This window comes from Thermococcus sp., from assembly GCF_015521605.1.
GTDB lineage: Archaea > Methanobacteriota_B > Thermococci > Thermococcales > Thermococcaceae > Thermococcus.
In genome coordinates this window covers 1-26,069 of the sequence record NZ_WANV01000015.1, presented here as the reverse complement: position 1 = coordinate 26,069, position 26,069 = coordinate 1, and the positions used below count along the sequence as shown (strand labels likewise).

The window sequence follows — 26,069 nt, the reverse complement described above, 5'->3', positions numbered from 1 at the left end:
TTTTTACTCCAGCGGGCTTCTTCCGTACTTCAGGAAGACCCTCAGCTCGGGGCTCTCCGCCTTTATTATGTTGAGCAGTGCCTTCAGCTCGGCCTCGAAGGCCTTTTTCTCGATTTTCACCCCCTCATGGGCCCTCTGGAGCGGCCTGAAGTATCCGTTCCTCTCGTGCCAGAGTATCCCGCCCAGCAGTTCTTCGTTTATGTCGTTGTTGCTCTGGAGGAGGTATATGACGCCGCCCTTCATGGTGCGGATGTACGCGGAGGAAACTCCCCGGGAGCTCATTTCTTCAATTTTGGGGAAGAATTCCCTCAGTGATTCTGGGAGGGAATGTTCAACCTTTACAGGTTCGGGGAAGGGCAGATATCCTGGAATCTCCTCACCAAATCTGTTTCTGATGTAGGCATCGAGATATGGCACATCGGGGAGGTCAATACCGGCTTTCTTTGCAAACCTCTTTGTGTAGAAGCTCTTGGCAACATAGATCAGGTTCACGTCCAGGTTGAGCAGCTGCTCCAGGGAGTAGAGGTATTCGAGGTAACCCAGAACCACGTGGATGGCCTCTCTGATGTCCTCAATCACTATCTCCCTGCAGTATCTCTTCCTCAGGTTCTCAACGGCTTCCTCGACGCTTTTTCCTCTGTATTTCTCAAGGGCTTCGAGCGGTATCAATACCTTTTCCGGTGCCGCTTCACAGTTCCTTATCCTGATTCCTTTTGAGTGGGCAATGAGCTTGTTCCTGAAGAACTTTCTGAAGACGTCTCTCATGAGGGACTCCGCGAATATTACCCCCTCATAGCTCCTCTGTTCCTTTTTTAGCCTGGACTCAAGGTTCTGGTAGTTTTCACCGAGCCTCTCCAGCACGAACTCTATCATGGAGGTGAACTCGTCTTCCAGCACGACCTGAAGGGCGTTTATCCCCCTCACACTCTCCGGATACACCGGCGGCCTCGTGAGCGAGCCGGTCAGCGTTCCGTCCATCATGACGTAATCAACTTCCCCGAGCCTCGCCGCCAGGAAACCCAGCTTGTTCTCAAGGGTCTCCATCTGGAGGCGGATTATCTGGTCGGATATGCCCTGGTTGTAGAGCATCGCGTTGGTGTAGACCAGCCTGTATGCAGGGCCGTTGCCGAAGGCGTAACTTGAGACGGCGTAGAAAATCGTCCCGCTGAGCCTCTGCTTTCCCTGGCTTCCGTCGATGGCGTAGACCCTGCTCTGCCTCCTCTCCGGCAACTCGCGCCACTCTATGGTTTTCAGCTTCTCCTGGGCCTCGGCGTATCCCTTCTGGAGCATCCTCTTTATTCTGTCAACGCTCGCCCTGTCTATAAGCCTGTACCCCATAGCTACACCCCCAGCTCGACCTCCTTGACCACTGAGACGCCGTTCTCAAGGCTCACCCGTATCACCCTGTCGGCGGCATCTTTCAGCTCCTCGTCGTGCGAAACGACGATGACCTGCGGTATCTTCCTCAGGTAGCGCTGCATTATGTCGACGAGCCTTCTCCTCCTCTCGTCGTCGAGGTAGGGTGTCGGCTCGTCCAGGATGAGCAGGCTTATCTCTCCCGCGAGATAGAGCGAGAGTGCCAGCCGGAAGGCCAGGCCGAGGGCTATCCTCTCCCCTCCGCTGAGGAATCCGAGACCGTATTCCCTGCCGTTGTACAGCACCCCGAGCCGTATCTTGTTTTCCTCCGCCTTCACCGTGACCCCGGAGTACTTCTCCTCGGTCAGCTCCTCGAATATCTCGCTGGCTATCTCGCCTACCTTCGCCAGTGCCCCTTCTTTGAGCATGGCCTTGTAGCGCCTCACCTTTTCCCTGAGCGCCTGAACCCTCTCGCGGGCTTTCTCAAGTTCCTCAAGCTCCTTTGCCTTCTCCTTTCTCCTCTCCTTCTCCTCCTTGAGCTTCCTGAGGTTCTCCATGGTCTCGTCGCGCTTCTTCTCTTGGGCCTCCAGCTGGGCCCTCTTCCGGGCCAGCTCCTCCCTGAGGGAGGCGAAGGCTTCCCGGGCCTTCTCATGCTCTTCCCTGCTGTAAAGCTTCTCCTTCTCTGCCAGCTCGTCCATCAGCGCGTTCAGGGCTCTGTTCTCGGCGTCCAGGCCGCGTTTCACCTCCTCAAGCTCCAGCCTGAGCCTTTCCAGGTTCTTCTTCTCCCTCTCGAACTCTTTCTCTGAGTTCTTCAGTTCGAGGTAGCGCTTGTAGGATGGTTCAAGCTCGGCAAGCTTTCCGTCGAGCTCCTCCAGCCCGGAGAACCCCATCTCCTTAAGCTCCCCATCGAGCTTCCTCAGCTTTTCCTCGATAGACTTGAGCTTTCCCTCAAGGAGTGCCCTCTTCTTTTCGAGGGCCTTCGTCTTCTCAAGCTCGGCCTTCGTGCTCTCCAGCTCGCCTTCGAGCCTGCTCAGCTCTTTCTTTGCTCCCTCGTATTCCTCCGCCTTTTTCCCGAGCTTCTCAAGGTCAAACTCCTTCAGCCTCTCTTCAAGGCCGGCTATCTGGTCGAGGAGCTCTCTCTGTCTTATGAGCTCGCGCTCTCCCTTCAGAATCTCGTCTATTTTGGCGAGCTCGCTCTTGAGCTCTCTTTCCCTCTCGTCGAGTTCCCTCAGGGACAGGGAGACTTCCTTGAGCTCGGCCTGGTACTTCTCGATTATCTCCCTGCGGTGCTTCTCGGTCATCTTCCTGCCGCAGACGGGACATTTGCCCTTGGCCTTTTTCAGCTCCGTTATGGCCTTGTTCCTCTCCCTGACAAGGTTTTTCAGTCCACCGCGCTCCTCGTTTATCCCGTTTAGCTCGGCCTGGATCTCTTCCTTCCTCCTCTTTGCATCCTCTATCTCCTTGGAGAGCTTTTCTATGTCTTCTCTGGAAAGCTTGAGGCGTTTTTTAAGGCCTTCCAGTTGCGACAATATGGACCTAGCATCTTCGTATGCCCTGGCGTCCTTTTCGAGCCTCTTGAGTTTCCTTTCGAGCTTGCCCCTCTCTTTCTCCAGCTCCCTGAGGCGCTTCTCCAGTTCGCTCAGCTCGGTGAGGCGCTCCCCTATCGCCGAAATCTGCGCCCTGTAGTTCTCGGCGAGCTTCTCGTTTCTGGCCTTCTCGTCAGCGTACCTCTTCCTGAAGTTCGAGAGCTTCAGGTAGAGCTCCGCCTTCTCCTTCAGTCCTCGGAACTCCTTTACCCTCTCCTCCAGCTCGCGTAGACGCTCCTCGCTTTCGGCTATGCGTTTCTCAATCCCCTCAAGCTTTGTCTCAAGCCGCTTTCGGTTCCCCTCCCTCTCCTTGACCTTAAGTCTGAGGGAGTTTATCTCCTTCTCCAGGCCGTCGAGCTCCCTGAGCTTTTTCTCCACCCTCCCCAGTTCTCTCTCCAGCTTTGGGATCTGGGGGGATAGCTTGTTTATCTCTTTGAGGGCGTTTGAGAGCTCCTTTTCCATCTCCCCGATCAGCTCGTCGAGGTTTTCCGTGCTCTTTAGGTAGTCTTCCGTCGATTTTATCCTGCGTTCTATCTCCTTTCTCACTTCGAGGAGGTTCTTGTAGGCGTTCTCATACCTGTCGAGGCCGAGAACCTGGCGGACGACCTTCTCTCTGCTCTCGTCGCTCTCAAGGATGGCGTCGATCTCCCCCTGCCTTATGTAAATTGCGTTGAGGAAGACGTCGTACGGAACGAGCTTTTCCATCCAGTCCCTCACGGCCTTCTGGCTCGTCTCCGTAGCGTGCTTCCAGGAGCTTCCGTCGTGGTACTTGGCGAATGCCATTCCCCTGGTTATGTTCCTGTGGAGCTGGTACTTGACGCCGTCCTTCTCGAAGAAGACCGTTATCTCCGTGGACTTTCCGTCCACCCTGAGTATGTCCTCCTTTCTGAGGTCTTTGGGCTTGCTCGGCCAGTAGAGGCCGACGAGGAGCGCATCGAGGAGGGAGCTCTTTCCGGAGCCGTTCTGGCCGATTATGAGGTTTATCCCGCTCGTGAAGTTGACCTTCGTCAGTCCGTGGGAGCGGAAGTCCTTGATTATGAGCTTTTCAATCTTCATCTCCACCACCGATCCAAGCGAGAATGCTCGTGGGCTTGCCCTTCGGCCGGGGTCTCTTCGTCTTCTGGGCCTTTTCGGGCTTTTTCTCTTTCCCCTGGGGTTGCTCTTCCTTGGTCGGGGCGGACTCTTCACGCTTCTCCCCTGTGTGCTCTTTCGGCTTCTCCTCCCACTCGCCCAGGAACAGCTCGACGACGGTATCGAGGGCGTCGAACTTCTTCTCGCCTGTCAGTTCTATCGCCCTCAGCTCCGCGGGGGTGAAGTACTCGGCCGGCCTTGGCACCTCTCCACCGTTGGTGGCCTTCAGCTTCCTCTCAAAGCGCGTTCTCAGGTAGAGGTACTTGACCTCCAGAATCTCCTGGAAGTGGGAAACGTCGTAGGGCCTTTCCCAGCGCAGGTCGAGCCTTACGAAAGCCTCTCTCGGGATCTTATCCCTCAGACGTTTCAGTTCCCTCTTGGCAGTTTCCTCATCGGCCTTGAGCTTGACGTCTATAAAGGGCCTCACCTTCAGCTCGATGAATCTGGGTTTCCAGTCCTCGACTATGTAAAAGCCCTTCCTCGTACCGGCTTCGGGGGTGAAGCTCCTCCCGTTCCAGCGGTACCTGAGCTCGTAGTCCCCGAAGTCCCAGCGCTGGAGCGAGCCGGGGTAGACCAGCGTCCCTATGTCGTAGCTGGTGACAAACTCCCTGTGGATGTGGCCGAGCGCGTAGTAGACGTAACCCCTTGGCAGGTCTTCCATCCTCAGCTCGAAGTAGTCGCGCTGGCTCTCGGGGATTATTCCCATCATTTTCTCTATGAGCTCCTTTATCCCCTGATGGAGCATCAGGATAGCGTCCCCCTCTGGCCTGAAGATCTCCGCCAGCCGGTTGCGCTCAAGCCAGGCGGCGCTCATGTACTTCAATCCGTGGATCTCGATCGTCTCTCCGCCCCTCTCAAAGACCCCCCTGACGAGGTACTTGCCCCCAAGCCTCTCGCTCGTCAAGTACTCGTTCTCGATCTTCTCGTCCCTCAGACCGATGAGGTGGAGCAGACCAAGCCCCTCAAGGAGATGGTACGCGGAAACCTTTCTCTGCGTCCTGTCGTGGTTTCCCTCTATCGCAAAGACCGGGATTCCGGCTTCCCTTGGCTTTTCCAGCACCTCTATCGCGGTCTTTATGGTCTCGGGGCTGGGCCGGCTTGAGTGGAACAGGTCGCCGGCTATGAGAATGAAGTCCACTCCCTCCGCTACGGCATTCTCCACGGCCTCCCTGAAGGCCTGGGCAAACTCCTCGGCGCGGTAGGGAAGGCGGTACTGCTCGAAGCCGAGGTGGACGTCGGCCATGTGGGCGAACTTCATCTGGAACACCTCAGAAGTCCAGCTCTATGCCCTCCTCCTCGTAGAGCTCCTCCTTCTTCCCCTCTGCCTTCTCGCGCTCCGCCCTTTCTCTCCAGCGCCTCACGACGCCTATGTCCTCGCCCCCGTAGTCGCCGCCGAGGGCCTTGAAGTTGTAGATCTTCACCAGCGCCGGCAGGCTTATGGCCTGGCCGACTATCACCGCCTCGCCCTTTCCTAGGCCTGCTATGTCTCCCATCAGCTCTCCGCTCAGCTGTTCGCTGGCTTTTATGACGTAGTTCTGGTCGTTCGGATTTACGATGCGCATTATGATTTTCGTGTTCGTCTGGCTCAGCACGTCCTCGTTGAGCCTGCTGGGCCTCTGGGATACAAGTCCCACGCCGACGCCGAACTTCCTGCCCTCCCTGGCTATCCTTCCAAGTATCCTCACGGTTCCGCCCTTCTCGCCGTGGGGTGCGAAGATGTGGGCCTCCTCTACTATTATGAGTATGGGTTCCGAGAGGGCTGGGTAGCTCGCCTTGACAGAGCGGATGAACTTCTCAAGCTCCTCCACCTCTTCCGAAACGGCCGAGATTCTGCTTCCGTACTTCCTCTTAAGGTATTCGAGCCTCTTCCTGGCCTTCTCGTAGTCCATCCTTGTTTCGAACATCTTTTCGAGGAGCTTCGCCGCGACGAGCTTCATCTGTCCCTCGTCCAGGGGGCCGAGGTCTATGACGTTCACCATCCCGGCCCGGATGGAGGCCACTATGTCCTCGCTTGAGAGCAGATGGCCGTAGTTCCTCAGGAAGCGGGATATCTTCATCGTGAGACGTGTTATCGTTTCCTTCTCTGCGGCCTTTATCTCTCCCAGGTCGCGGTACTTGCCGGCGTGGGGATCCCAGTAACTGCCGTACCCCTCGCTCGCCCACCGCTGGAGCAGATCGAGGACTGCCTTGACTATCTCCCGCCCACCAAGGTTGGCGTTCTCGTGGAGAACGGTGTCCCAGGCGCGCAGAAGGTACGAGCGCTGTATGGTTGCGTTGCTCTGTATCTCCATGAGGTCTGCCAGCTCCTCGCCGTCCATCGTCTCGGGCTGGATTCTCGCCTCGATGAGGTTGACGTACTTCGTGCCTGTGTTGGGGAGGCTCAGGCGCATGTAATCGCCGTGAGGGTCGAGGACGACGACAGTTCCCCTAAGCTCCTCCACTATCTTCCAGAGCATGACCGAAACGGTGTTGCTCTTGCCCGCCCCGGTAACGGCTAAAACCGCAAAGTGCCTCGAAACCAGCTCGTCGGCGTTGAGGTATATCGGCACGTCCTCCCTCAAAAGCAGTGTTCCCACCTCAATGAAACCGTCTCCCCCGTAGTAGATCGCCCTGAGAAGGTCTGAGCTGGCTATGTAGACCTTGTTTCCGTTGGGAACGGGGACGCGGTTGGGGACTATTTCAGCCCTATCGCCTCTGAGCTCTATTCTCCCCAGCACGTGAACAGTGACTATCAGCGCCTCGTTCTCACCTATGCTCTCCCCGTACTCCCGAAGGTCGAGGTCAAGGCTCGCGAAAGTGCTCTTCCCCTCGCTGAGAAGCCAGTTGATGTTTTTGATACCCCTGATTGTGCCTATCACCCACTCAACTTCGTTGCCCCAGCGGCAGTCCCTGTCCTTCGCCTCCTTGCAGAGCCTTGCGACGACGAAGTCTCCAAACTTGAGGTCGCTATCGGGATGAGCGTAGAACTGGAAGGAGTTGACAGTGGCTTCACCGGTCACGATTCCAACCGGGTTGTTAAGATCTTCGGCTATGCGCATAACATCACCTATCGCTTGACTTGGTTTTCGGGGGCTTTAAACTTTACTCCGGAAAGTAGGGGGAGAATCAGCCAGGAATCCGGTCATCATCCCGCGGTCAGGTTCGAGAGTGCTCATCACGAGGGGTGGCCACCCCGGATGAGGTCTTCCTCAAGTCTTAAAAGCTTTGGCGCGTAGTGTATAACATGAGCGTGTCCGTTAGGGAGGCCGGCGGGAGGATCCCCCTGGCCATGGTCGTTATAAGGCCGGCGAAGCTGTTCGACATACCGGACGTCGTCAGGATAGAACGGCTCTCGTTCCGCGAGGAATATCCGAGGGGGGTTTTCCTAGTTTTTCTTGAGAATAACCCGGACACGTTTCTGGTTGCGGAGTACCGGGGAAAGGTCATCGGCTACGTGATGGCATACCTCCGTCCCGACCTGGAGGGCCACATAATGAGCATCGCCGTTGACCCCCAGTACCGGGGCAGCGGCATCGGTTCGGCCCTGCTCAGCGAGGTCATCGAAAGGCTCATAAAGAAGGGCGCCCGCTACATCGGTCTGGAGGTTCGCGTTAGCAACGAAAAGGCCATAAAGCTCTACGAGCGCTTTGGTTTCAGGCGCATTAAGCGCATAATCGGCTACTACGCCGACGGAGAGGACGCGTACTACATGCTCCTCCCAGCAGACGAGTGGGGTGGAAGGAATTGAAGGAGCCGGTAATCTTTCAGCTCAGCGGCGACAGGGTCTTCAGCGAGAGGGAGAAGGCCATAAACCAGTTCTACAACAAGAGGTATTTCGGTGAGGTCGTGAATGGAAAGCTTTTCCTCTCCCTCATTGAGGCGGCCTACTTGGTGGAAAAGGGCAGGATTAGGGTCTTTGACGGTGAAAAGGAGCTTTCTTTTAAAGAACTGGTCGAGCTCGGAAGGAAGAGGGACGACCAGTTCGACATAAAACTCCTCGTTTACACGGACCTGAGGGACAGGGGCTACACCGTCAAATCGGCCCTCAAGTTCGGTTCCCACTTCCGCGTTTACAGGCGTGGAATGGACGAGCACTCCCAGTGGCTGGTATGGGTCGTTCCAGAGAACCTCCGCTTTTCCCCGAACGACATTACCGCCCGCGTGAGGGTTGCCCACGGGGTCAGGAAGAACATGGTGATGGCGGTCGTTGATGAGGACAACGACGTGGTGTACTACAAAATAGAGTGGGTGAAGTTCTGAGGCCTACTCACCGAGCTGGGGAAGTACTTTGGGATCAATTGTCTCGAACTCCCTCTTCAGGAGGTTTGCCTGTTTCTCCTCAAGGCTCTCTACGTCAACGGGCACCACCACGATGGTGTTGTGGATTATCGCGTAGTCCTTGAGGGTGGTCAGGAACTTGAAGACGGGTGTGAAGCCGTTCTCAAGTATAAGGTACTCCACACCCTCAAGGAAAACCAGTTTGGGGGCTTCGGTCTTCTTTATGAACTCAACGATGATGTGGAGGAGGTACTCCAGCCGGGTGGGCCTTACCGTCCTCTCGCCCGGTGCTGTGGTGAGCCATATCACGGGAGTCTTCTCGACCTTCAGGCGCGATCTGATCACCTGGGGCGGTTGCCTCGATATTATAAGGCCCGCTCTTCCCGCGAGAAGCCTCAGCACGGTGGAGTAGCAGTTCGCCAGAGTGCAGAGATAGACTCCCGGTTTCAGTGAGAGGCGCTTTCCCTCTCCGGTGAATTCGATTACCGGGACAAGCTCATACCTCGCCACCAGTGTCCCTATGAGACGTACCCATCCAAGGATGAAGGCTATGGCGGATAACATTAGGAGAGTATTCCCTGTGAGGTTGAGGAGGGCAATTTGCCCTGGGAGAATATCCAAGAACCCGCTGTCCCTCAGGTCGAGGGGGAAGAATACCAGCTTTGAAACCGTGAACCCCGCAAGCGCCGCCAGGCTGTAATCGTAGAACTTCTTAAGCTCCGGGTAGTGAGATGTAAAGCTGGCCCTGCGCTTGATGCTAACCGCGAGTATTGCTATTAGCATTACCTCCACTATTATGGCCGCTATGAAGAGCATATCCGACACCGCTATAACTGGGTTATTCCAGGACTGATATAGTATCTCCAAAAAATTATATTTTTCGGTAAAGTTTGGAGGATATCAAAACTTTGGGTCTTTACTTCGAACTGCAACAGGATTACGCGTTTGAGAACAGAACCAAGAAAAGGGGAAATGGGAAGATGCTTCACTTAAGGAAGCCGGTCTTCTTTCCGAGGTCCTCGAAGGCATCCAGAACGTACTGGAGGTCCTCCTTGCTGTGCGCCGCGGAAGGTTCTAGCCTTATCCTCGCGGTTCCGAGCGGGACGGTCGGGTAGACTATCGCCTGCGCGAAGATGTTGTACTCATCGTACAGGCGCCTTGAGAACTCCTGGGCGCGCTTCTCGTCGTAGAGCATGACCGGGGTAATCGGGTGCTTGGTGTTGCCGAGGTCGTAGCCGAGGTCTCTCAATCCGTTCTGGAGGAAGTGGGTGTTCTCCCAGAGCTTCTTGACGAGCTCGTCGCTGTGCTGGAGTATCTCAACCGCTGCAATGGCCGCGGCGACGTCGGGCGGGTTTGGCGCACTGGAGAAGAGGAACGGTCTTCCCCTCTGTCTGAGGTACTCGATGGCCTCCTCCGGTCCGGCGACGTAGCCACCGATGACACCGAAGGCCTTGCTGAGCGTTCCCATCTCGAAGTCAACCCTGTCGTGGAGGTTGAAGTGGTCGACGATACCTCTCCCGCTGTCTCCGAGGACACCCTCACCGTGGGCGTCGTCTATGTAGAGCATCGCATCGTACTGCTCGGCCAGCTCGGCCATCTCCGGCAGCGGGGCAAGGTCGCCGTCCATCGAGAAGACCCCATCGCTGACGATTATCTTCTTCTCCTTGTCCTTGTTCTCCTCAAGCTTCTTCTTGAGGTCGTCCATGTCGAGGTGCTTGTAGATGACCTTCGGGGCGCCGCTGAGGCGCATTCCGTCTATGATGCTTGCGTGGTTCAGCTCCTCGCTGATGAACACGCCGTTGTCCTTCTTGGTGAGGAGGGCGCTCAGCGCTCCGAGGTTGGCGTTGTACCCGCTCTGGAAGAGTATAGCGGCCTCTCTCTTCTTGAACTTGGCGAGCTTTTCTTCGAGCTCCACGTGGAGCTCCATGGTGCCGGCGATGGTTCTAACCGCTCCGGCACCGACGCCGTAGTCGAGGATTGCCCTTATGGCGGCCTCCTTTATCTTGGGGTGGGCGGCCAGGCCGAGGTAGTTGTTCGAACACATATTCAGAACGCGCTTTCCATCAACGACGACCCAGGGTCCCTGGGCGCTCTCAAGCTTTCTGATGGTCACATAAAGGCCTTTCTCCTTGAGCTCCTTGAGCTCTTCCCTAATCCAGTCGAGCTTCGCCATGAGAACCACCGGTGATTTTTGGACATCGAGGTATAAAAGTTTTGCACATGGCAAAAGGCTTAATACCCCCAAAGCTCATAAGCCCCTTAGGTAGGGTGATAGCTATGCCGGAGGAAGTTAAGGAGGTTAAAATCCTCGAAAAGCCGTGGGTTGAGAAGTACAGGCCCCAAAAGCTCGACGATATGGTGGGTCAGGATCACATAGTTAAGAGGCTCAAGCATTACGTTAAAACAGGTTCTATGCCGCACCTTCTCTTTGCCGGTCCCCCCGGCGTTGGGAAGTGCCTCACGGGGGATGCAAAGGTTATCGTCAACGGTGAGCTGACTACAATAGGCGGGCTCGTTGAGAGGCTGAGCAACGGCAGGTTCGGCCCGACCCCTGTTAAAGGCCTCAGGGTTCTCGGCGTTGATGAAGACGGCAAACTCACGGAACTGCCCGTTGAGTACGTTTACAAGGACAAGACGGATGAGCTCGTCAGAATAAGGACGAGGCTCGGTAGGGAGCTCAAGGTTACTCCATACCATCCGCTCCTCGTGAACAGGAGGGACGGAAGGATAGAATGGGTCAAGGCCGAAGAGCTTAAGCCGGGTGATAGACTGGCCGTTCCGCGCTTCCTCCCGGCGATCCTTGAGGAAGATCCCCTCGCCGAGTGGCTTGGCTACTTCATCGGGGACGGCCACGCGGATTCAACAACAAACGCAATAACCTTCACGAACACCGACGAAAGGCTGAGGAAGCGCTTCATGCAGCTCACCGAGAGGCTCTTCCCGGATGCGAGGATTAAGGAGAGAATTCACAAAAACCGCACCCCTGACGTCTACGTGAACTCAAAGACGGCAAAGGAACTTGTTAAGAGCCTCGGCCTTGCAGGCAGAAAAGCGGACAGGGTTTACATACCCGGACAGGGCTGGAAGGGCCTGCGCTCCTTCCTGAGGGCCTACTTTGACTGCGATGCAGGGGTGGAAAGCAACGGGATAGTCCTCTCGACCGCGAGCAGGGAGATGGCCGAGCAGGTCTCCTACGCACTTGCGGGGCTTGGTGTGGTTGCCAAAGTTAGGAGCAGGGTCACGAAGGGGCGCACGTACTACTATGTTGTCATCTCGGGCTCCGAGAACACCTCACGCTTCCTCTCGGAGGTCGGCTTCTCGGTCGAGGAGAAGAGGAGAAAGGCCGAGGCCTTGGTAAAGAGACCGAACCCCAATCTCGGCTCGCTTTATGCCGACAGGGAACTGATTTCCTACGTCAGGGACAGGCTTAAGCTTAACTTCTACGACGACAAGGCCCGGTGGAGTCCAGAGAAGGCCAAGAGGATAGCTTGGGAGCTCATGAAGGAAATCTATTATCGCCTCGACGAGCTGGAGAGGCTTGAAAAGGCCCTGTCGAGAAGCATTGTTATAGACTGGAACGAGGTCGAGAGGAGAAGGAAGGAAATAGCGGAGAAGACGGGAATAAGGGCCGACCGGATTCTGGAGTACATCCAGGGTAAGAGGAAGCCGAGCTTAAGGAACTACCTCAGGATTGCAAGGGTTCTTGGAGTCGAACTTGAAGGGACAATAGAGGCCATGAGGCTGTTTGCGAGGAAGTACTCCAGCTACGCTGAGATTGGAAGGCTTATCGGCACGTGGAACTCAAGCGTTAGAATAATCCTTGAGAGCAACACAGAGAAGATAGAGGCCCTTGAGGAGATCAGAAAAGCCGAGCTGAAGCTTTTGAAGGAGATGCTCAACGACGAAAAGCTCAAAAGGGGCATTGCTTACCTCATCTTCCTTGCCAGGAACGAGCTTCTCTGGGACGAGATAGCAGAGGTCGAGAAGCTAAAGGGCGACTTCGTAATCTATGACCTACACGTGCCGGGTTACCACAACTTCATCGGCGGTAATCTTCCGACGGTTCTCCACAACACAACGGCTGCTCTGGCCCTCGCGAGGGAGCTCTTCGGCGAGGGCTGGAGGCACAACTTCCTTGAGCTGAACGCGAGCGACGAGCGCGGAATAAACGTCATCCGCGAGAAGGTCAAGGAGTTCGCGAGAACCAAGCCAATTGGCGGGGCGAGCTTCAAGATAATATTCCTCGATGAGGCGGACGCTTTGACCCAGGACGCCCAGCAGGCCCTGAGGAGAACGATGGAGATGTTCTCGAACAACGTCCGCTTCATCCTGAGCTGCAACTACTCGTCGAAGATAATCGAGCCGATACAGTCAAGGTGCGCCATCTTCCGCTTCAGGCCTCTAAGGGACGAAGACATAGCGAAGCGCATAGAGCTTATAGCCGAGAACGAGGGGCTTGAACTAACGGAGGAAGGACTTCAGGCGCTCCTCTACGTGGCTGAGGGTGACCTCAGGAGGGCCATAAATGTCCTGCAGGCCGCTGCCGCCCTTGACACCAAAATAACCGATGAGAACGTCTTCCTCGTTGCCAGCAGGGCAAGGCCCGAGGACGTCAGACAGATGATGCAGCTGGCTCTGGAGGGCAACTTTCTCAAGGCCAGGGAGAAGCTCAGGGAGATACTCCTCAAGCAGGGCCTGAGCGGCGAGGACGTTCTCATCCAGATGCACAAGGAGGTCTTCAACCTGACGATACCCGAGGACAGGAAGGTGGCTCTGGCCGATAAGATAGGCGAGTACAACTTCAGGCTCGTGGAAGGGGCTAACGAGATGATACAGCTTGAAGCTTTACTCGCCCAGTTCACCCTGATGGGTAAGTGATGGCCATGCCGCGGGACGTTCCTTGGGTTGAGAAGTACCGGCCGAGACGTCTGGGGGAGCTGATAAACCAGACCAAGGCCCTGGGGCAGGTGAGGGCATGGATAGAGGCGTGGCTCCAGGGCAGCCCGCCGAAGAAGAAGGCGCTGATTCTGGCCGGCCCCCCCGGAACGGGTAAGACGGCGACGGTCTACGCTATAGCCAGGGAGTACGGCTTCGAAATAATCGAGCTCAATGCCAGCGACGAGAGGACCTACGAGAAGGTGGAGCGCTACGTCCAGGCCGCCTACACCCTGGACATCCTCGGAAAGAGGAGGAAGCTCATATTCCTGGACGAGGCGGACAACATGGAGCCGAGCGGGGCCAAGGAGATAGCGAAGCTGATAGACCGGGCCAGGAACCCCATAATAATGAGCGCCAACCACTACTGGGAGGTTCCGAGGGAGGTGAGGAACAAGGCCCAGATAGTCGAGTACAAGCGCCTGACCCAGAGGGACATCATAAAGGGACTCGTAAGAATTCTCCACGCGGAGGGCTTAACCGTTCCGAAGGAGGTTCTCTATGAGATAGCCAAGCGCGCCAACGGTGACCTTAGGGCGGCGATAAACGACCTCCAGACGGTTGTATCCGGCGGGATAGATGACGCCGTCGAGGTTCTCGCCTACCGCGACACGGAAAAGAGCGTCTTCCAGGCTTTGGCCCAGCTCTTTGCAACAGACAACGCCAAGAGGGCCAAGCTGGTCGTTCTCGGCGTTGACATGTTCCCCCACGAACTCCTCCAGTGGATAGACGAGAACCTCCCCTACGTCTACTACAGACCCGAGGACATAGCGAGGGCATATGAGGCGCTCAGCAGGGCGGACATATACCTCGGCCGGGCGCAGAGGACGGGTAACTACGGCCTCTGGAAGTACGCCACAGACATGATGACCGCGGGTGTCGCTGTTGCGGGGGTTAAGAGAAAGGGCTTCGTGAGGATTTACCCGCCCAGGACCATAAAGCTCCTCACGGAGAGCAAGACCGAACGCTCGCTCAGGGACTCGGTGCTCAGGAAGATCATGAAAGAGATGCATATGGCGAAGCTCGAAGCCCTGGAGACCCTCAACGTTCTCAGGGCCATATTCGAGTACAACCCGGACATGGCGGCGCACTTCGTAGTGTACCTCGACCTTGACCTCAAGGAGGTTGAGTTCATAGTGGGGGACAAGGAGAAGGCCGGGACGATATGGGGCAAGAGCATGAACATTGAGAAGAAGCTCAAGGAGCGCGGGGAGCTTGAGGAACACGTGAGGGTTGCGGCTGAGAAAGAGCCTGAAGAAGAGGGTGAAGCTGAGAAAGAAGCCGAGGAAGAGGCGGAAGAGGAGATAAGCGAGGAGGAGCTTGAGAAGGCCGAGGAGGAAATGGAAGCCGTCGCGGAAAGTGGGGAGAAGATAGACAAACCCAAGAAGAAGGGCAAGCAGGCGACGCTGTTCGATTTCCTGAAGAAGTGAGGCATTTCTGGTTATTTTTATCCTTCAAAATATGGGTTCTCAATGTTTTTGTATTCCGTAAAATATAAAACTGTTGATATCTTGTATCTTATGGAGATGAACATGCTGACGAGAGAAGAGATCATCGAGGTGCTGGCTCCATACAACCTCTGGGGGGGCAGGGAATGGAAGGCTGTGATGAGGGAGAAGTACATCTCGTCGATTGAGAAAAGACTACCTCATGGAGCTGTGGCACTCATTGGAACCCGGCGCTCCGGAAAAACAACCCTGGCTAGATTGTTTTTGATGAGATCCGTGGAGGCGGGGAACTCTCCCGACGCTACGCTTTACGTAAACCTGGAGGATCCGAGGTTTTCCCCCTACCTAAAGCCCGAGCTCCTTGAGGAGATTTTTTCTGCGTACAGAACCTACGTTTACAGTGGCAGAGACCCGATAGTGGTTCTCGACGAGGTTCAAAACGTGCCCGGCTGGGAGAGATGGGTCAGGAAGGTCCTCGACCTCGGTGAGGCTAGGGTTATAGTGACAGGTTCAACGTCTTCCCTCCTCCGCTCCGAGCTTTCAACTCTCCTGACCGGCAGGGTTTTGCCAATTGAGGTGTTTTCCCTTAGTTTTGAGGAATTTTTGGCTTTCAGGGGATTTTCAGGCGACATAAAAAGCATTCTTGGTAAGAAGAGGAGAGTTGAAGCTCTGTTGAGGGAATATCTTGAGTTTGGAGGGTTTCCCCAAGTAGTCCTCACGGAAGACGAATCTCTGAGGGGTGAGCTCCTCAGGGAGCTCTTCGAGGGTGTAGTCCTGAGAGACATAGCGTACAGGCACGGCTTCCGGGACGCTAGGACAGTTAAGATAGTTGCCGAACTAGCCCTGAGCAGGTTTTCGTCCCTTGTCAGCGTTTCCAGACTCAGAAACGAGCTTGCAGGAATAGTTGGCAGAAAAGTGTCTCCCAACTTTGTTGATGCAGTCCTCGACGCGATGGACGAGGCATATCTGAGCTTCCGCGTTCCTGTGCTCTCTCCTAAAGTTAAGGACGCGATGCGCTATCCAAAGAAGCTCTACGCCATCGATACAGGGATCGCTAACATAGTTGGGATCCGTTTTACCGAGAACGTCGGCAGACTCGCCGAGAACGCTGTGGCAAGGCATCTCCGCCAGCGCTTTGGCGAAGTCTACTATTACCGCGGGAAGAGAGAGGTTGACTTCATCGTCAAAGAGGGCACGGAAGTCACACGGGCGATTCAGGTGAGCTGGGACATTGATGAGAGCTGGGATAGGGAAGTTGAAGGGTTAGTAGAGGCCGCCAAAACCTTTGGACTCATGGAGGGAACGATCATAACGGGCTGGAAGTCCTGCGAAGAGAAAATTGGAGGAATAGCGGTTAAGTGCATACCTCTGTGGAGGTTTCTGCTCTCCCTAGACACTAATCCACAACCTTCACGTCCGCACAGACCTTGAAAACGTGGGGCTTGAAGTCGCTGACCTTCTTGATTTTAACCTTGCAGTCCTTTCCTTGGCGCTCGCATTCCTCAATTATTCTCTCCCTGAATGCCTCAATATCGGCCTCGTGCACGAAGTCGTAGTAGTGGAGCCATCCCTCGGCCTTTGAGAGGGTCAGCGCGAGCGCATCAACGCCCCTCGGCGTGGGGCTTATTACCCTGTCGTAGGTTGGGAGCTCCGGGAGCACCTCGAAAACATCGCCGTGGATGAACTCTATCTCTCCCTTCAGCTTTTTCCTGTTTAGCTCGATGTTCTCACGGCCGAGCTCGTACGCCTCTCTGTTCAGCTCCACTGCGGTAATTTTGACCCTCTTATAGCGCGCTATGACGAGCGCATACGGCAAGACGCCGGCGAAGGGAATTAGAATCCTTTCCCCGTCCCTCACGAGCTGGGCCAGCCGATAACGCTCGCCCTTCATCCTCGGGTTGAAGAAGGCCTTTGAGAGGTCGACCTTTATCTCGACGCCGTTCTCTTTGTGAACCGTGTTCAGTCTCCTCTCACCCCAGATTATCGAGTAGTCCCTTATCCTAAAGGCTCCCTCGTGGAACCCCTTCCGGGCGATGACCCTCAGAAATGGATGGACCTTTCTTAGGCCCCAGACTATGTCCTCAACCCGGTGCTCAAGCTCGGGGGGTATCTGGATGACCGCTATGTCCCCTATTATGTCGTAGCGCCTAAGGTGCTTCAGCTCTTCCTCGCTCAGCCTCTCGGCGAGGACGCTCTCAAGGTTCCTGTATATCTGCCTCTCCGGCCGAAGGGGGAGCTCTGCCGGGAGAACCTCGTAGCCGAGCCCCTCGATCCGTGGGTCGCTGATGACCGGCAGGAGAACGTACCCCCCCTCCCTCCTCGGCCTCCTCTTCCCATCGTAGAGGCCAAGGCTCTTTAGCCTTCTCTTGACGGGCTCTGCCTCTCTCCTGGGAACTTTAAGCGCCGGCATCTTTCCTCGTTATAAATTTGGAGGGGGATTAAAAAGCCTTCACTTCCAGTAGGGTTCGCGCATGAGAACGGCCTGCCTCAGGATTTCGGCCAGCTCCTCATCACTCGCCCCGTTTCTCATGGCTGTGGCGAAGTCTATCAGGTCGTTCTTTCTCAGGAGGCACGTCTTGAACTTGCCGTCGGAGGTGACCCTCAGGCGGGTGCAGTTGGCGCAGAAAACTGTGTTGTGCATGGCCCTCACGACCTCAACCTCGGCGATGCCGTAATCGGTGGGAATGAAGTACTTCCTCCTTCTGTGCATCCGCCTCTCGCGGATTTCAACGGCCATTTCCTCAAGCTTCTTCTCGACCGGTTTGAGGGGGTAGAAGTACTTTCTGAAGAACCTCGTCTCCGTGAACTCCCTGGGGGCTTCGAGTTCTATGAGCTGGAGGATCGCCCCGGTCTCTGCCGCAAAGTCCACCATCTCCCATATCTCGTCATCGTTGAGACCCTTCATCACGGTCATGTTGAGCTTGACCGGACTGAGGTATTTCACGGCCTCCTCGATTCCCTCAAGAACAACGTCGAGCATGTCAACGCCTGTGATCTTCTTGTAGATCTCGGGTCTGAGGCTGTGGAGCGAGACGTTGACCCGGTCCAGGCCTGCCTCGGCCAGGGGTCTGGCCAGCTCCTTCAAGCGGCTTCCGTTGGTCGTCATGGAGAGGTCTCGGAGGTATGGCTTTATCCTTCTCACAATTTCGATGATATCCCCTCTAACCGTTGGCTCGCCGCCGGTGAGCTTGACCTTCTTTATCCCGAGCCTTGACGCTATGCGGACGAGTCTCTCTATCTCGGAGGGCGTCAGCTCCAGCCTCGCGTTGAAGTGCTGTCCCTCCCTGTGGCAGAAGAAGCATGCATAGTTGCAGTCCTGGGTGAGCGAAATCCTCAGGTTCGTTACTGGCCTGCCGAAGCGGTCGTAGAGGGTCATTAAACCACCGGAATGATTAGTCTTCTGGCTTAAAAAAAGGTTTTGGGTAAGCTCTATTGTTTAACACACCCCCATCGAAAACTACAAGTAGGGGGAAGCGCAAGATTAAGGCCAGGGGGTTTTCCGCATGAACGTTGAGGAGGTTAAGGCCCAACTTTCACACCTCGAGTCGCTTCACTCCACTTTTGAGCGACAGTTTCCGGCCATCTACGAGGAAAGGGATGGAGAGGCTCTTCTGGAAAAGGTGAGGTCCCTTTACAACATATCGAGGGAGAAGCTTGAGATAGCGTCGTCTCTGTACCGTGAGATGGGGAGCTTCGGCGGCCACATAGAGGAGCAGGCGAAGGAGCTGTACCGCAACGAGTATCAGATGAAGTTTCGCCTTGAGGAGATACTTTCCCTTCTCGTCAAGGAGCACGACTACGACACAAAGATAAAGCTCTCGACGGCCTTGGACCGGCTCGTCCAGTTCCACAGGGTTTACGACTACGCAGTCAGGAAGGCACTGGGCGAGATGCTCCGGGAGGTCGAGGGGCTGAGCCTTTTGGCGGGGGGCGAAAAGGAGAAAAAGGTACCCGTTGGTATAATGGAGGAGCTCAGAAAAATTAAGACACTTGAGGCCGAGCTTGGAATCTTAAAGGTTTTCCTGCTCAGGCTGTACACCCATCCGGGCGACGTCCATAAGGTTGAGGAGGCCCTGAGAGACTGGCACTCCAGAGGTTTGCTCTGGGTCGAGGCGAGAAACGTTGAAAAGCTCAGCGGCGTCGGGAACGCCGAGGATATACTCGAAGGACTCACGCTCATCGGAGTGGTGGAAAAGAAAATGAGGGGTGGTGAAGGTGTCTACAGACACAGGAGTTTCAGTTCGAGTTAGGGGCATCTACTCAACAGCCCTTACAAAGCTCTTCCTCGACAGGGGCTTTGGAATCTCACAGCCCAGCAACAGGATCGTCGAGCGCTTCAACCTCGAAAAGACCTACGACGAGTTTGATGTTGATGTTTACGACAAAAAAGACCACCACGGGGTAATCCTGGTCGGGACGAAGGTTGAGGAGGTAAAGGCAGTCCTTGAGGACGAGCTCATAGACGTTTTCTTTAGGAAGCTCCCCTACCAGCTCTACGGCATCTACAAGGGGATGGTGGTCAAGAGGGACGAGCGCTACGTCTACATAGACATAGGAAGCGCCATCGGAACAGTGGTCGCCAGCGAACTGCCGCGTGCGATGGAGGGCGATGAGGTCCTCGTTCAGGTTAAGAAGCACAACCTCCTTCCCCAGCTGAGCGTTACCCTCACGATCCCCGGTGACTATGCCGTTCTAATCCCGAAGCCGATAGGTGCACAGAGGCACGTCAAGATATCCAGAAAGATAAGGGAGCAGAGCGAGCGCGAGAGGCTCCGCATCCTCGGACTCAGCATAGACCTGGGCGAATGGGGTATCCTCTGGAGGACGGCCGCAGCCTACAAGGACTGGAACACCCTTCGGGACGAGATAATAAACCTCTCCAAGCTGGCGGACAGGCTCAAGAAGGCGGACTCCTACACGGCCCCCTCCCTCATCATAGAGGGGAGGAACATATACGAGGTTGAGTTCGGCGGCGGGGCCAAGAAGAAGCTCGACGAGATAAGGAACCGGGTCGTTCCAACGGTTGAGGGTCACCACCAGCTGAAGGCCTACGATCCGGAGCTGAGCTTTGCGGTGGAGATAGCGGAGGGAATCCTCTCGAAGGTTCCCACCCAGAGGGAGAAGGTAAAGACGGGCTTCTGGGAGGCTCTCATAGCCAACAAGGGCCCCAAGAAGGGCTGGCTATTCAGCCTTGAGCACTACAAGCCCGACGGGCAGAGGATAAAGATAGGGCCCGGCGAGATACTCGAAGTGTCCCAGAACCCGCTCAGGGTGAGGTTCAAGCGGCACCTCAAGCCCGGAAAGTTCTACGACGGCCTGGACATGCCCATAGAGTTCGGGGACTACGTCATAACGGAGATAGAGGCCGGAAAGTGGTGGTTCGTGCACCGCTACTACGACCGCAACGGCAACCCCAAGGGCGAGTACTACAACATCAACACGCCGGTGGAGATATACCCGGACAGGGCGCGCTACATAGACCTCGAAGTTGACATCGTCAAGTGGCCGGACGGCAAGAAGGAGATAATAGACAAGGAGAAGCTCACCCAGCACTACGAGGAGGGTGTCATCACGGAGAAGCTCTACAGGGCGGTGCTCAGGATAGTGCAGGAGGTATATGAGCGGGTTTAGGGCAGGGTTTTGATGCCCAGCTTTTCCGCCTCTTTTTTCAGTCTTCTATCATATGTCGCCAGCCTTTTGAAGTCCTCCGCCATGGCAAGGATTACCATGTCGTTGAAGCGCTTTGGATTCTTGGTTAGCTCCAGCGCGCGTTTTGTGTACTTTCCGCCATCCCCGATTACCTTTGTCCTTGGGCTCTTCAGAATTGAGGAGACCACCTTCATTATGTCTTCCCAGCTGTAACCCTCCTCCCTGAAAAACCAGTAGAGCTCGTAGAGAACCATGCTGGGGACGATCCACCTCTCCAGTGATGCAAGTAGGCTTCTCGCTTCCGGGTTGAACTCCGAATCCCTCAGGGTGGCGTATATGAAGACGTTGGTGTCTATTACCGTCACTCCTCCTCACCCTGCCCCTTTCTTATGGCCTCTTCGATATCCTCGACCTTCAGCCCCTTTCCCCCGGGCAGTAAGGGGAGTTCAAGGTCGCTCTTTTTGATCACGGCCTTCCCGTCTTCGATCTCGATGACGAGAACGTCCCCCACTTTAATTCCCAGCTTCTTCCTAATATCGCTCGGGATAGTAATTTGATAGTTCCTAGTTACTTTTGTGATTCCCATAGTATCACCAGATATAGTAGAGCACTGGAGTGTAAAAAAAGTTGCGGTGGAAGCCCCTTAACAGGAGCTTATTAAACGTGGCAGAAGGACTTACCTCAAGGGCAGGAAGGGAAGAAAGCCAAGCCTCGATGAGCTTGAACACATCTACAAAGTCGTTGAAATCCTGAGGAAGACGATTGAACTCGTTAAGGAGCTTGAAGCGACAGAACCAAAGTTTTGATCCACCCGCCGGCCATCACAAAATCGGTAGTATGCCCTGCGGGTAATATTCAGACGTTTTCTTGTTTTGTTTCGATTGCGTCCTCAATCCCCTTCTCCGTTATCCTGAAGTAGACCATCCCTCCCTCCGGCCTGAACCTGTGTCTTTCCAGGAGGGCCACCCTCATCCCGGGCGTGTTGAGCTTGTCGAGTCTGAGGATGTCCTTGGTGCGGTAGTTGAGGGTGTGTTCGGCGACGGGCTTCATCCTCTCCGCCCTGCTGTCGAAGTGAACCTGATTTATGACTATCACGGGGATGCGGTTTCTCCTCGCTATCCACAGGAGAACCTGGAGCTGTTTGCCGAGCTCGGCCGTGAGGTTCTTCCTGTGCTCTTCAACGCGGTAGTGTGCCGTTATTGAATCCACCACCACGAGGGAAAACGACCCATCAACGACCTTTTTCAGGCTTCCTATGGTGCGCCTCTGCTCCTTGAAATCGGAGGGCGTGAAAAGGATAAATCTTTGAAGGGCCTCCTCCGGATCAAACCCCCGGGACTCGGCCATCTGGCTCAGCCTTTCCGGTGAGAAGCCTCCCTCAGTGTCAACGTAGGCGACCTTTCCCGAACTGAGAAGGCCTATCTGCACCGCGAGCGTTGTCTTCCCGGTGGCAAAGCTCCCGTAAATCTGGGTCAGAACTTCCTCGGCTATGCCCCCTCCGAGAAGCTCGTCGAGTGATTTTACCCCCGTGGTGAGCATCAGCCCCACCGCTATAGGGTGAGCTCCTCATAGGGTTCCATGGGGCGAACCATGACCCAGATGCGCCGCTTTCTCAGTTCGTTCTGGAGCTTTTCGACGCTCCCCTGCCCGTAAATCCCATAGTGCATCGGGATGACGATTCTGGGTCTTATGTCCTCTATTATCTGCGCCGCCTCGCGTTCGTTTGCCGTTGAGCGCCCGCTGATGGGTACTAAGAGAACGTCCACCTTCCCGCGGAGCTTCTGGAGGGCGGGGGTTGAATAGGTATCGCCGGTGTGGAAAAGGGTCCTGTCTCCCTCTATGAGGTAGCCCACGGGGTACTGGCTTGAGGGGTGCTCCATGTAGACGGCGGTAACTTTGACGCCGTTCCCAAGTTCCAGCGTCTGCCCTTCCTCTATTTCCCTGACCCTGGTCACGCCGTCGCTGATGGCCATCATGTATACCGGCTTCGGCCCTATGACCTCGGCGTTTCTCAGCCTTGAGAGCAGCTCGACCTTGCCGTAGTGGTCAACGTGCTCGTGGGTTATCAGTATGTAGTCCACCTCTCCTATCCTGTCGTCGTCAACCTCTGGGTACGGGTCGATGAGCAGTCTCACACCATTCGTCTCGACCCAAAAGCACGCGTGTCCGTACCAGATAATCTTCATCGGTGATACCTCCTCTGATGGGTTCGGTGAGGTGGACTTAAAGTTTTTCATTGGCGGTTCTTTTTGAAAACTTGCCGAGCTAGTTTCGGAGAGTCTGGCGTAGATTTTATATACTTCGTTTTCGTCACCATACTGATGTGTGCCGAGAATTCAAACCGCAAAAGGGGTCTGATAGTGCGCGAACCCTTCGCAACGCTCATAGCCGAGGGGAAGAAGGTCTGGGAGATAAGAAAATCCCGGACTAGGATCAGAGGGAGAGTCCTCATAATCAGCGGCGGCAGGGCCGTTGGAAGTGCGGAGTTGGTTGACGTTCTCGGTCCATTCACCCCAGAGGAGCTCAGTGAACATGCCGACAAGCATCTGGTTGATGTGGATTTTCTTAGGGAGTACTCCGGAGGGAAGCCCCTATACGCCTGGGTCTTCCGCAACGCGGAGAAGTTCGATGGGCCGAGGAAAGTTCGCATCCCAAGGGGCGCCCAGGTGTGGGCCAACGTGGTGGTGGAGGATGAATAAGAGGCGCTTCATAATCCCTCCCGTTTCGCTTCCGGTTCTCTTCCTGATATTCATCATCTTCCTGGCAGTATTCGTCATATTTTCGAGCATAGTCATGGCGGCATTTGAGAAGCTTGGAATACCCCCCGAAGTCGCGTATGCACTCTTCATTTTCGCACTTCTCGGGAGCTTCATCAACATCCCCATCGCGGAGGAGGTCTCCTACGAGCCGGTCATCGGCCTGAGGGAGGTTCGCTTTTTCGGCATCTCCTATCCCGTCCCCTACTTTGATTGGGCTGAGAGGAGGGTTATAATAGCCATAAACGTCGGCGGGGCGCTGGTTCCTCTGAGTATTGTCCTCTATGAGATCTTCAGGCTGCTCTATCTGGGCCAGTTCGCTCTGCTCTTCAACACGCTTCTGGCCACGGTGATAGCTGCCGTCTTCAGCCACGCCTTTGCTAGGCCCGTCAAGGGTTTGGGGATAGCGATGCCCATGTTCCTCCCTCCGCTGATAGCCATGATCCTCGGCTGGCTTCTGGGGGACGGCAACCCCAACCTCGTGGCCTACGTCAGCGGAACGATGGGAGTCCTCATCGGCGCGGATATAATGAACTGGGGGCGTATCAAGAACCTGGGTGCCCCGATGGTCAGCATAGGGGGTGCCGGCACCTTCGACGGAATCTTCCTCGCGGGTGTTATTGCCGTCCTTCTGGTATGACGGTGGGTTTATAAGTCCCTGATTGAACATTCCAACGGCAAAACGAGGTGGTGCTAATGTTCGTGGTCGGAAGCGGTGCCAGGCATCTGGAGGATGAGCTAAGGGCCCTGGGCGGCGAGGTTCTTGATGTTGAGATAAAGAGATTCCCCGACGGTGAGAAGTACGTCAGAATCCTGGGTTCTTCGGAGGAGGTTACCGTTGTTCAGTCCACGTTCTCTCCCCAAGACGAGCATCTGATTGAGCTGATTCTGATGGCCGATGCGCTGCGCGAGCGGGGGGTTCAGAAGCTCAGAGTCGTCGTCCCTTACCTGGCATACTCCAGACAGGATCGGGTCACAAAGGACGGAGAGCCCGTGAGCGTTAGGGCCATACTCAGAGTCCTGGCCGTTTACTACGATGAGCTCTATGTCTTTGACCTCCACAACCCCGAGACCCTCAGGTTCTTCCCCGGCAAGGCGGTCAACCTTTCTCCGGCGAGGGCCATAGCGGACTATTTCGGAGAGAAGCTCGGTGAGGGAATTGTTCTCGCCCCTGACAAGGGGGCCCTTGCAAGGGCGAAGGCAGTTGCCGAAAGGCTGGGCCTTGAGTACAGCCACTTCCACAAGGTTCGCATCTCCCCGACGGAGGTTCAGATGAAGCCTGTTGACGTTGATGTGAGGGGGAAGAACGTGCTCATAGTCGATGACATCATAAGCACAGGGGGGACGATGGTCAGGGCCGCAAACCTGCTGAGGGAGATGGGTGCGGAGAAAGTCTTCGTCGCGGCCACTCACGGAGTTTTCGCCGAGGGGGCAATAGAGAGGGTGGGCAAAGCCGTTGACGAGCTTGCCGTCACGAACACCATACCGACGCCGGTTTCGAAGATAAGCGTAGTGCCTGACATATTGGGCCTTTAGCGGTGGTCTCTTTAAGGGAGAAGCTGGCCGCCCCGTCCTTTTTCTCTCCTTTGCAGGACAGGTATGGTGCTCCTTGGGTGATGACCCCTGCCATGTCTCTCCGGGTTTTCTTTCTCGGCAGGTTGCTACCCCTGAGTGATAACCCACGCTCCTTCTGACTTCCCTATGATCACACTCGGCTGGTACGTGGCCGTGTCTCTCGGCGCCTGTCTGGGTGGGTGATGAGGAGTCCCTCACAGTGAGTGTTGTGGTCTCGGTGGTTGCTTTCCTCAGTTCCATGTTTGTGTTCCTCCGAATCTTGCAAAAATTTTTGCCATTTTTATGTCTAAAATTATGCATTTTAGCGGCGCTTTTTGACAGCTTCTTTTTTAAAATATGCCCGGTGAGGGGTTTTGCAAAAATTTTTCACTGCTGGGGTTCACCCCTATTGGGTGGAGCGCCCGAACAGGGCGCGAAACACCCGGGCGCCAAGACGGCGGCGTCGGGGGGACAGGGTGCAAAGCACCCACTCATGAACCCCGCCCTCCAGCCCGGGTCACAAAAAGGTGCGCTCCCGAGGAAACGCCGAAAGGCGGACCCCTCGGGGGTAAGGCAGGCCCGACATCCCGACTAAACCCCGGACGGATATTTGGTACTTCCCCTTGAGGGAAGTCCCACCGGCCGTACTCCTTGCTCAATTCCGGTTGATCCTGCCGGAGGCCACTGCTATGGGGGTCCGACTAAGCCATGCGAGTCATGGGGCGCGCTCTGCGCGCACCGGCGGACGGCTCAGTAACACGTCGGTAACCTACCCTCGGGAGGGGGATAACCCCGGGAAACTGGGGCTAATCCCCCATAGGCCTGAGGTACTGGAAGGTCCTCAGGCCGAAAGGGGCATCTGCCCGCCCGAGGATGGGCCGGCGGCCGATTAGGTAGTTGGTGGGGTAACGGCCCACCAAGCCGAAGATCGGTACGGGCCATGAGAGTGGGAGCCCGGAGATGGACACTGAGACACGGGTCCAGGCCCTACGGGGCGCAGCAGGCGCGAAACCTCCGCAATGCGGGAAACCGCGACGGGGGGACCCCCAGTGCCGTGGCACAGCCACGGCTTTTCCGGAGTGTAAAAAGCTCCGGGAATAAGGGCTGGGCAAGGCCGGTGGCAGCCGCCGCGGTAATACCGGCGGCCCGAGTGGTGGCCGCTATTATTGGGCCTAAAGCGTCCGTAGCCGGGCCCGTAAGTCCCTGGCGAAATCCCACGGCTCAACCGTGGGGCTTGCTGGGGATACTGCGGGCCTTGGGACCGGGAGAGGCCGGGGGTACCCCTGGGGTAGGGGTGAAATCCTATAATCCCAGGGGGACCGCCAGTGGCGAAGGCGCCCGGCTGGAACGGGTCCGACGGTGAGGGACGAAGGCCAGGGGAGCGAACCGGATTAGAT

At 55.9% G+C, this 26,069-nt stretch carries 22 protein-coding genes and 1 rRNA gene; 11 read left to right on the top strand and 12 right to left on the bottom strand.

All coding sequences use genetic code 11. The features are described from left to right. Nucleotides 1-3: 3 nt before the first annotated feature. The 4 genes from nurA to herA are packed head-to-tail and all read right to left on the bottom strand — an operon-like array spanning nt 4 to nt 7,111. Nucleotides 4-1,338 carry a DNA double-strand break repair nuclease NurA gene (gene nurA / locus F7C11_RS02435; protein ID WP_297090603.1) on the bottom strand — a complete coding sequence of 445 codons (1,335 nt, stop codon included), beginning with the start codon at nt 1,336-1,338 and terminating at the stop codon, nt 4-6. 2 nt (nt 1,339-1,340) lie between these two features. Beyond that, on the bottom strand, nt 1,341-3,998 hold the full coding sequence (gene rad50, locus F7C11_RS02430) for a DNA double-strand break repair ATPase Rad50 (RefSeq protein ID WP_297090632.1): 2,658 nt from the start codon (nt 3,996-3,998) through the stop codon (nt 1,341-1,343). Beyond that, complete coding sequence (gene mre11 / locus F7C11_RS02425) at nt 3,988-5,331, bottom strand: DNA double-strand break repair protein Mre11 (RefSeq protein WP_297090601.1); 1,344 nt, start codon at nt 5,329-5,331, stop codon at nt 3,988-3,990. The genes rad50 and mre11 overlap by 11 nt, the downstream gene beginning before the upstream one ends. Before the next feature lie 10 nt (nt 5,332-5,341). Then, entirely contained in the window at nt 5,342-7,111 is a 1,770-nt protein-coding gene (gene herA / locus F7C11_RS02420) for a DNA double-strand break repair helicase HerA (RefSeq protein ID WP_297090598.1), read from the bottom strand. 185 nt (nt 7,112-7,296) lie between these two features. Here herA and rimI point away from each other — a divergent pair, with 185 nt between their 5' ends. Both rimI and endA read left to right on the top strand, forming a co-directional pair. Then, entirely contained in the window at nt 7,297-7,800 is a 504-nt protein-coding gene (rimI, locus tag F7C11_RS02415) for a ribosomal protein S18-alanine N-acetyltransferase (protein WP_297090596.1), read from the top strand. Continuing rightward, nucleotides 7,797-8,312, top strand: coding sequence for a tRNA-intron lyase (gene endA, locus F7C11_RS02410; protein WP_297090595.1), 516 nt, complete (start codon nt 7,797-7,799; stop codon nt 8,310-8,312). Before rimI ends, endA begins: the two co-directional genes overlap by 4 nt. A 3-nt stretch (nt 8,313-8,315) precedes the next feature. On the opposite strand, the gene F7C11_RS02405 is transcribed toward endA, so the two are convergent. Both F7C11_RS02405 and F7C11_RS02400 read right to left on the bottom strand, forming a co-directional pair. Then, nucleotides 8,316-9,146: a DUF835 domain-containing protein gene (locus F7C11_RS02405; RefSeq protein WP_297090593.1), complete on the bottom strand. Its 831-nt coding sequence runs from the start codon at nt 9,144-9,146 to the stop codon at nt 8,316-8,318. Nucleotides 9,147-9,315: 169 nt separating this feature from the next. Continuing rightward, nucleotides 9,316-10,503, bottom strand: a complete 1,188-nt coding sequence (locus F7C11_RS02400) for a glycine C-acetyltransferase (protein WP_297090630.1) — start codon at nt 10,501-10,503, stop codon at nt 9,316-9,318. A gap of 104 nt (nt 10,504-10,607) precedes the next feature. On the opposite strand from F7C11_RS02400, the gene F7C11_RS02395 reads away from it, so the two are divergent. The 3 genes from F7C11_RS02395 to F7C11_RS02385 all read left to right on the top strand — a co-directional run bounded on the left by F7C11_RS02395 (nt 10,608) and on the right by F7C11_RS02385 (nt 16,144). After that, entirely contained in the window at nt 10,608-13,208 is a 2,601-nt protein-coding gene (locus F7C11_RS02395; protein ID WP_297090591.1) for a replication factor C small subunit, read from the top strand. Nucleotides 13,209-13,213: 5 nt separating this feature from the next. Then, on the top strand, nt 13,214-14,695 hold the full coding sequence (locus F7C11_RS02390; RefSeq protein WP_297090629.1) for a replication factor C large subunit: 1,482 nt from the start codon (nt 13,214-13,216) through the stop codon (nt 14,693-14,695). 90 nt (nt 14,696-14,785) lie between these two features. Beyond that, the gene (locus F7C11_RS02385) at nt 14,786-16,144 is read left to right on the top strand and encodes an ATP-binding protein (protein WP_297090588.1); all 1,359 of its coding nucleotides are present in this window, start codon (nt 14,786-14,788) and stop codon (nt 16,142-16,144) included. On the opposite strand, the gene F7C11_RS02380 is transcribed toward F7C11_RS02385, so the two are convergent. Both F7C11_RS02380 and moaA read right to left on the bottom strand, forming a co-directional pair. After that, a complete protein-coding gene (locus F7C11_RS02380; protein ID WP_297090586.1) occupies nt 16,110-17,123 on the bottom strand; it encodes a class I SAM-dependent methyltransferase family protein in 1,014 nt (337 codons plus the stop codon). The genes F7C11_RS02385 and F7C11_RS02380 overlap by 35 nt on opposite strands. A gap of 39 nt (nt 17,124-17,162) precedes the next feature. Then, the gene (gene moaA / locus F7C11_RS02375; RefSeq protein ID WP_297090584.1) at nt 17,163-18,089 is read right to left on the bottom strand and encodes a GTP 3',8-cyclase MoaA; all 927 of its coding nucleotides are present in this window, start codon (nt 18,087-18,089) and stop codon (nt 17,163-17,165) included. Nucleotides 18,090-18,216: 127 nt separating this feature from the next. Between moaA and F7C11_RS02370 the strand changes: the two genes are divergently transcribed. Beyond that, nucleotides 18,217-18,963, top strand: a complete 747-nt coding sequence (locus tag F7C11_RS02370) for a hypothetical protein (RefSeq protein ID WP_297090582.1) — start codon at nt 18,217-18,219, stop codon at nt 18,961-18,963. Further along, on the top strand, nt 18,929-20,344 hold the full coding sequence (locus tag F7C11_RS02365; protein ID WP_297090580.1) for a ribonuclease E/G: 1,416 nt from the start codon (nt 18,929-18,931) through the stop codon (nt 20,342-20,344). Before F7C11_RS02370 ends, F7C11_RS02365 begins: the two co-directional genes overlap by 35 nt. Here F7C11_RS02365 and F7C11_RS02360 read toward each other — a convergent pair. The 4 genes from F7C11_RS02360 to F7C11_RS02345 form a co-directional block, all read right to left on the bottom strand. Beyond that, nucleotides 20,341-20,727 (bottom strand): PIN domain-containing protein, encoded by a 387-nt coding sequence (locus F7C11_RS02360; RefSeq protein WP_297090577.1) that lies wholly within the window; start codon nt 20,725-20,727, stop codon nt 20,341-20,343. The two genes, F7C11_RS02365 and F7C11_RS02360, sit on opposite strands and share 4 nt — an antisense overlap. Further along, nucleotides 20,724-20,948 carry an AbrB/MazE/SpoVT family DNA-binding domain-containing protein gene (locus tag F7C11_RS02355; protein WP_297090575.1) on the bottom strand — a complete coding sequence of 75 codons (225 nt, stop codon included), beginning with the start codon at nt 20,946-20,948 and terminating at the stop codon, nt 20,724-20,726. Before F7C11_RS02355 ends, F7C11_RS02360 begins: the two co-directional genes overlap by 4 nt. Nucleotides 20,949-21,217: 269 nt before the next feature. Then, nucleotides 21,218-21,901, bottom strand: a complete 684-nt coding sequence (gene radB, locus F7C11_RS02350; protein WP_297090573.1) for a DNA repair and recombination protein RadB — start codon at nt 21,899-21,901, stop codon at nt 21,218-21,220. An 11-nt stretch (nt 21,902-21,912) separates the two neighbouring features. Continuing rightward, on the bottom strand, nt 21,913-22,548 hold the full coding sequence (locus F7C11_RS02345) for an MBL fold metallo-hydrolase (protein ID WP_297090571.1): 636 nt from the start codon (nt 22,546-22,548) through the stop codon (nt 21,913-21,915). A 135-nt stretch (nt 22,549-22,683) separates the two neighbouring features. On the opposite strand from F7C11_RS02345, the gene F7C11_RS02340 reads away from it, so the two are divergent. The 4 genes from F7C11_RS02340 to F7C11_RS02325 all read left to right on the top strand — a co-directional run. Then, the gene (locus F7C11_RS02340; RefSeq protein WP_297090569.1) at nt 22,684-23,061 is read left to right on the top strand and encodes an ASCH domain-containing protein; all 378 of its coding nucleotides are present in this window, start codon (nt 22,684-22,686) and stop codon (nt 23,059-23,061) included. After that, nucleotides 23,054-23,758 carry a DUF1614 domain-containing protein gene (locus F7C11_RS02335; RefSeq protein WP_297090567.1) on the top strand — a complete coding sequence of 235 codons (705 nt, stop codon included), beginning with the start codon at nt 23,054-23,056 and terminating at the stop codon, nt 23,756-23,758. Before F7C11_RS02340 ends, F7C11_RS02335 begins: the two co-directional genes overlap by 8 nt. Nucleotides 23,759-23,814: 56 nt before the next feature. Beyond that, complete coding sequence (locus F7C11_RS02330; protein WP_297090627.1) at nt 23,815-24,654, top strand: ribose-phosphate diphosphokinase; 840 nt, start codon at nt 23,815-23,817, stop codon at nt 24,652-24,654. Between the two features lie 676 nt (nt 24,655-25,330). After that, nucleotides 25,331-26,069 (top strand): 16S ribosomal RNA (locus tag F7C11_RS02325); the annotation flags it as partial.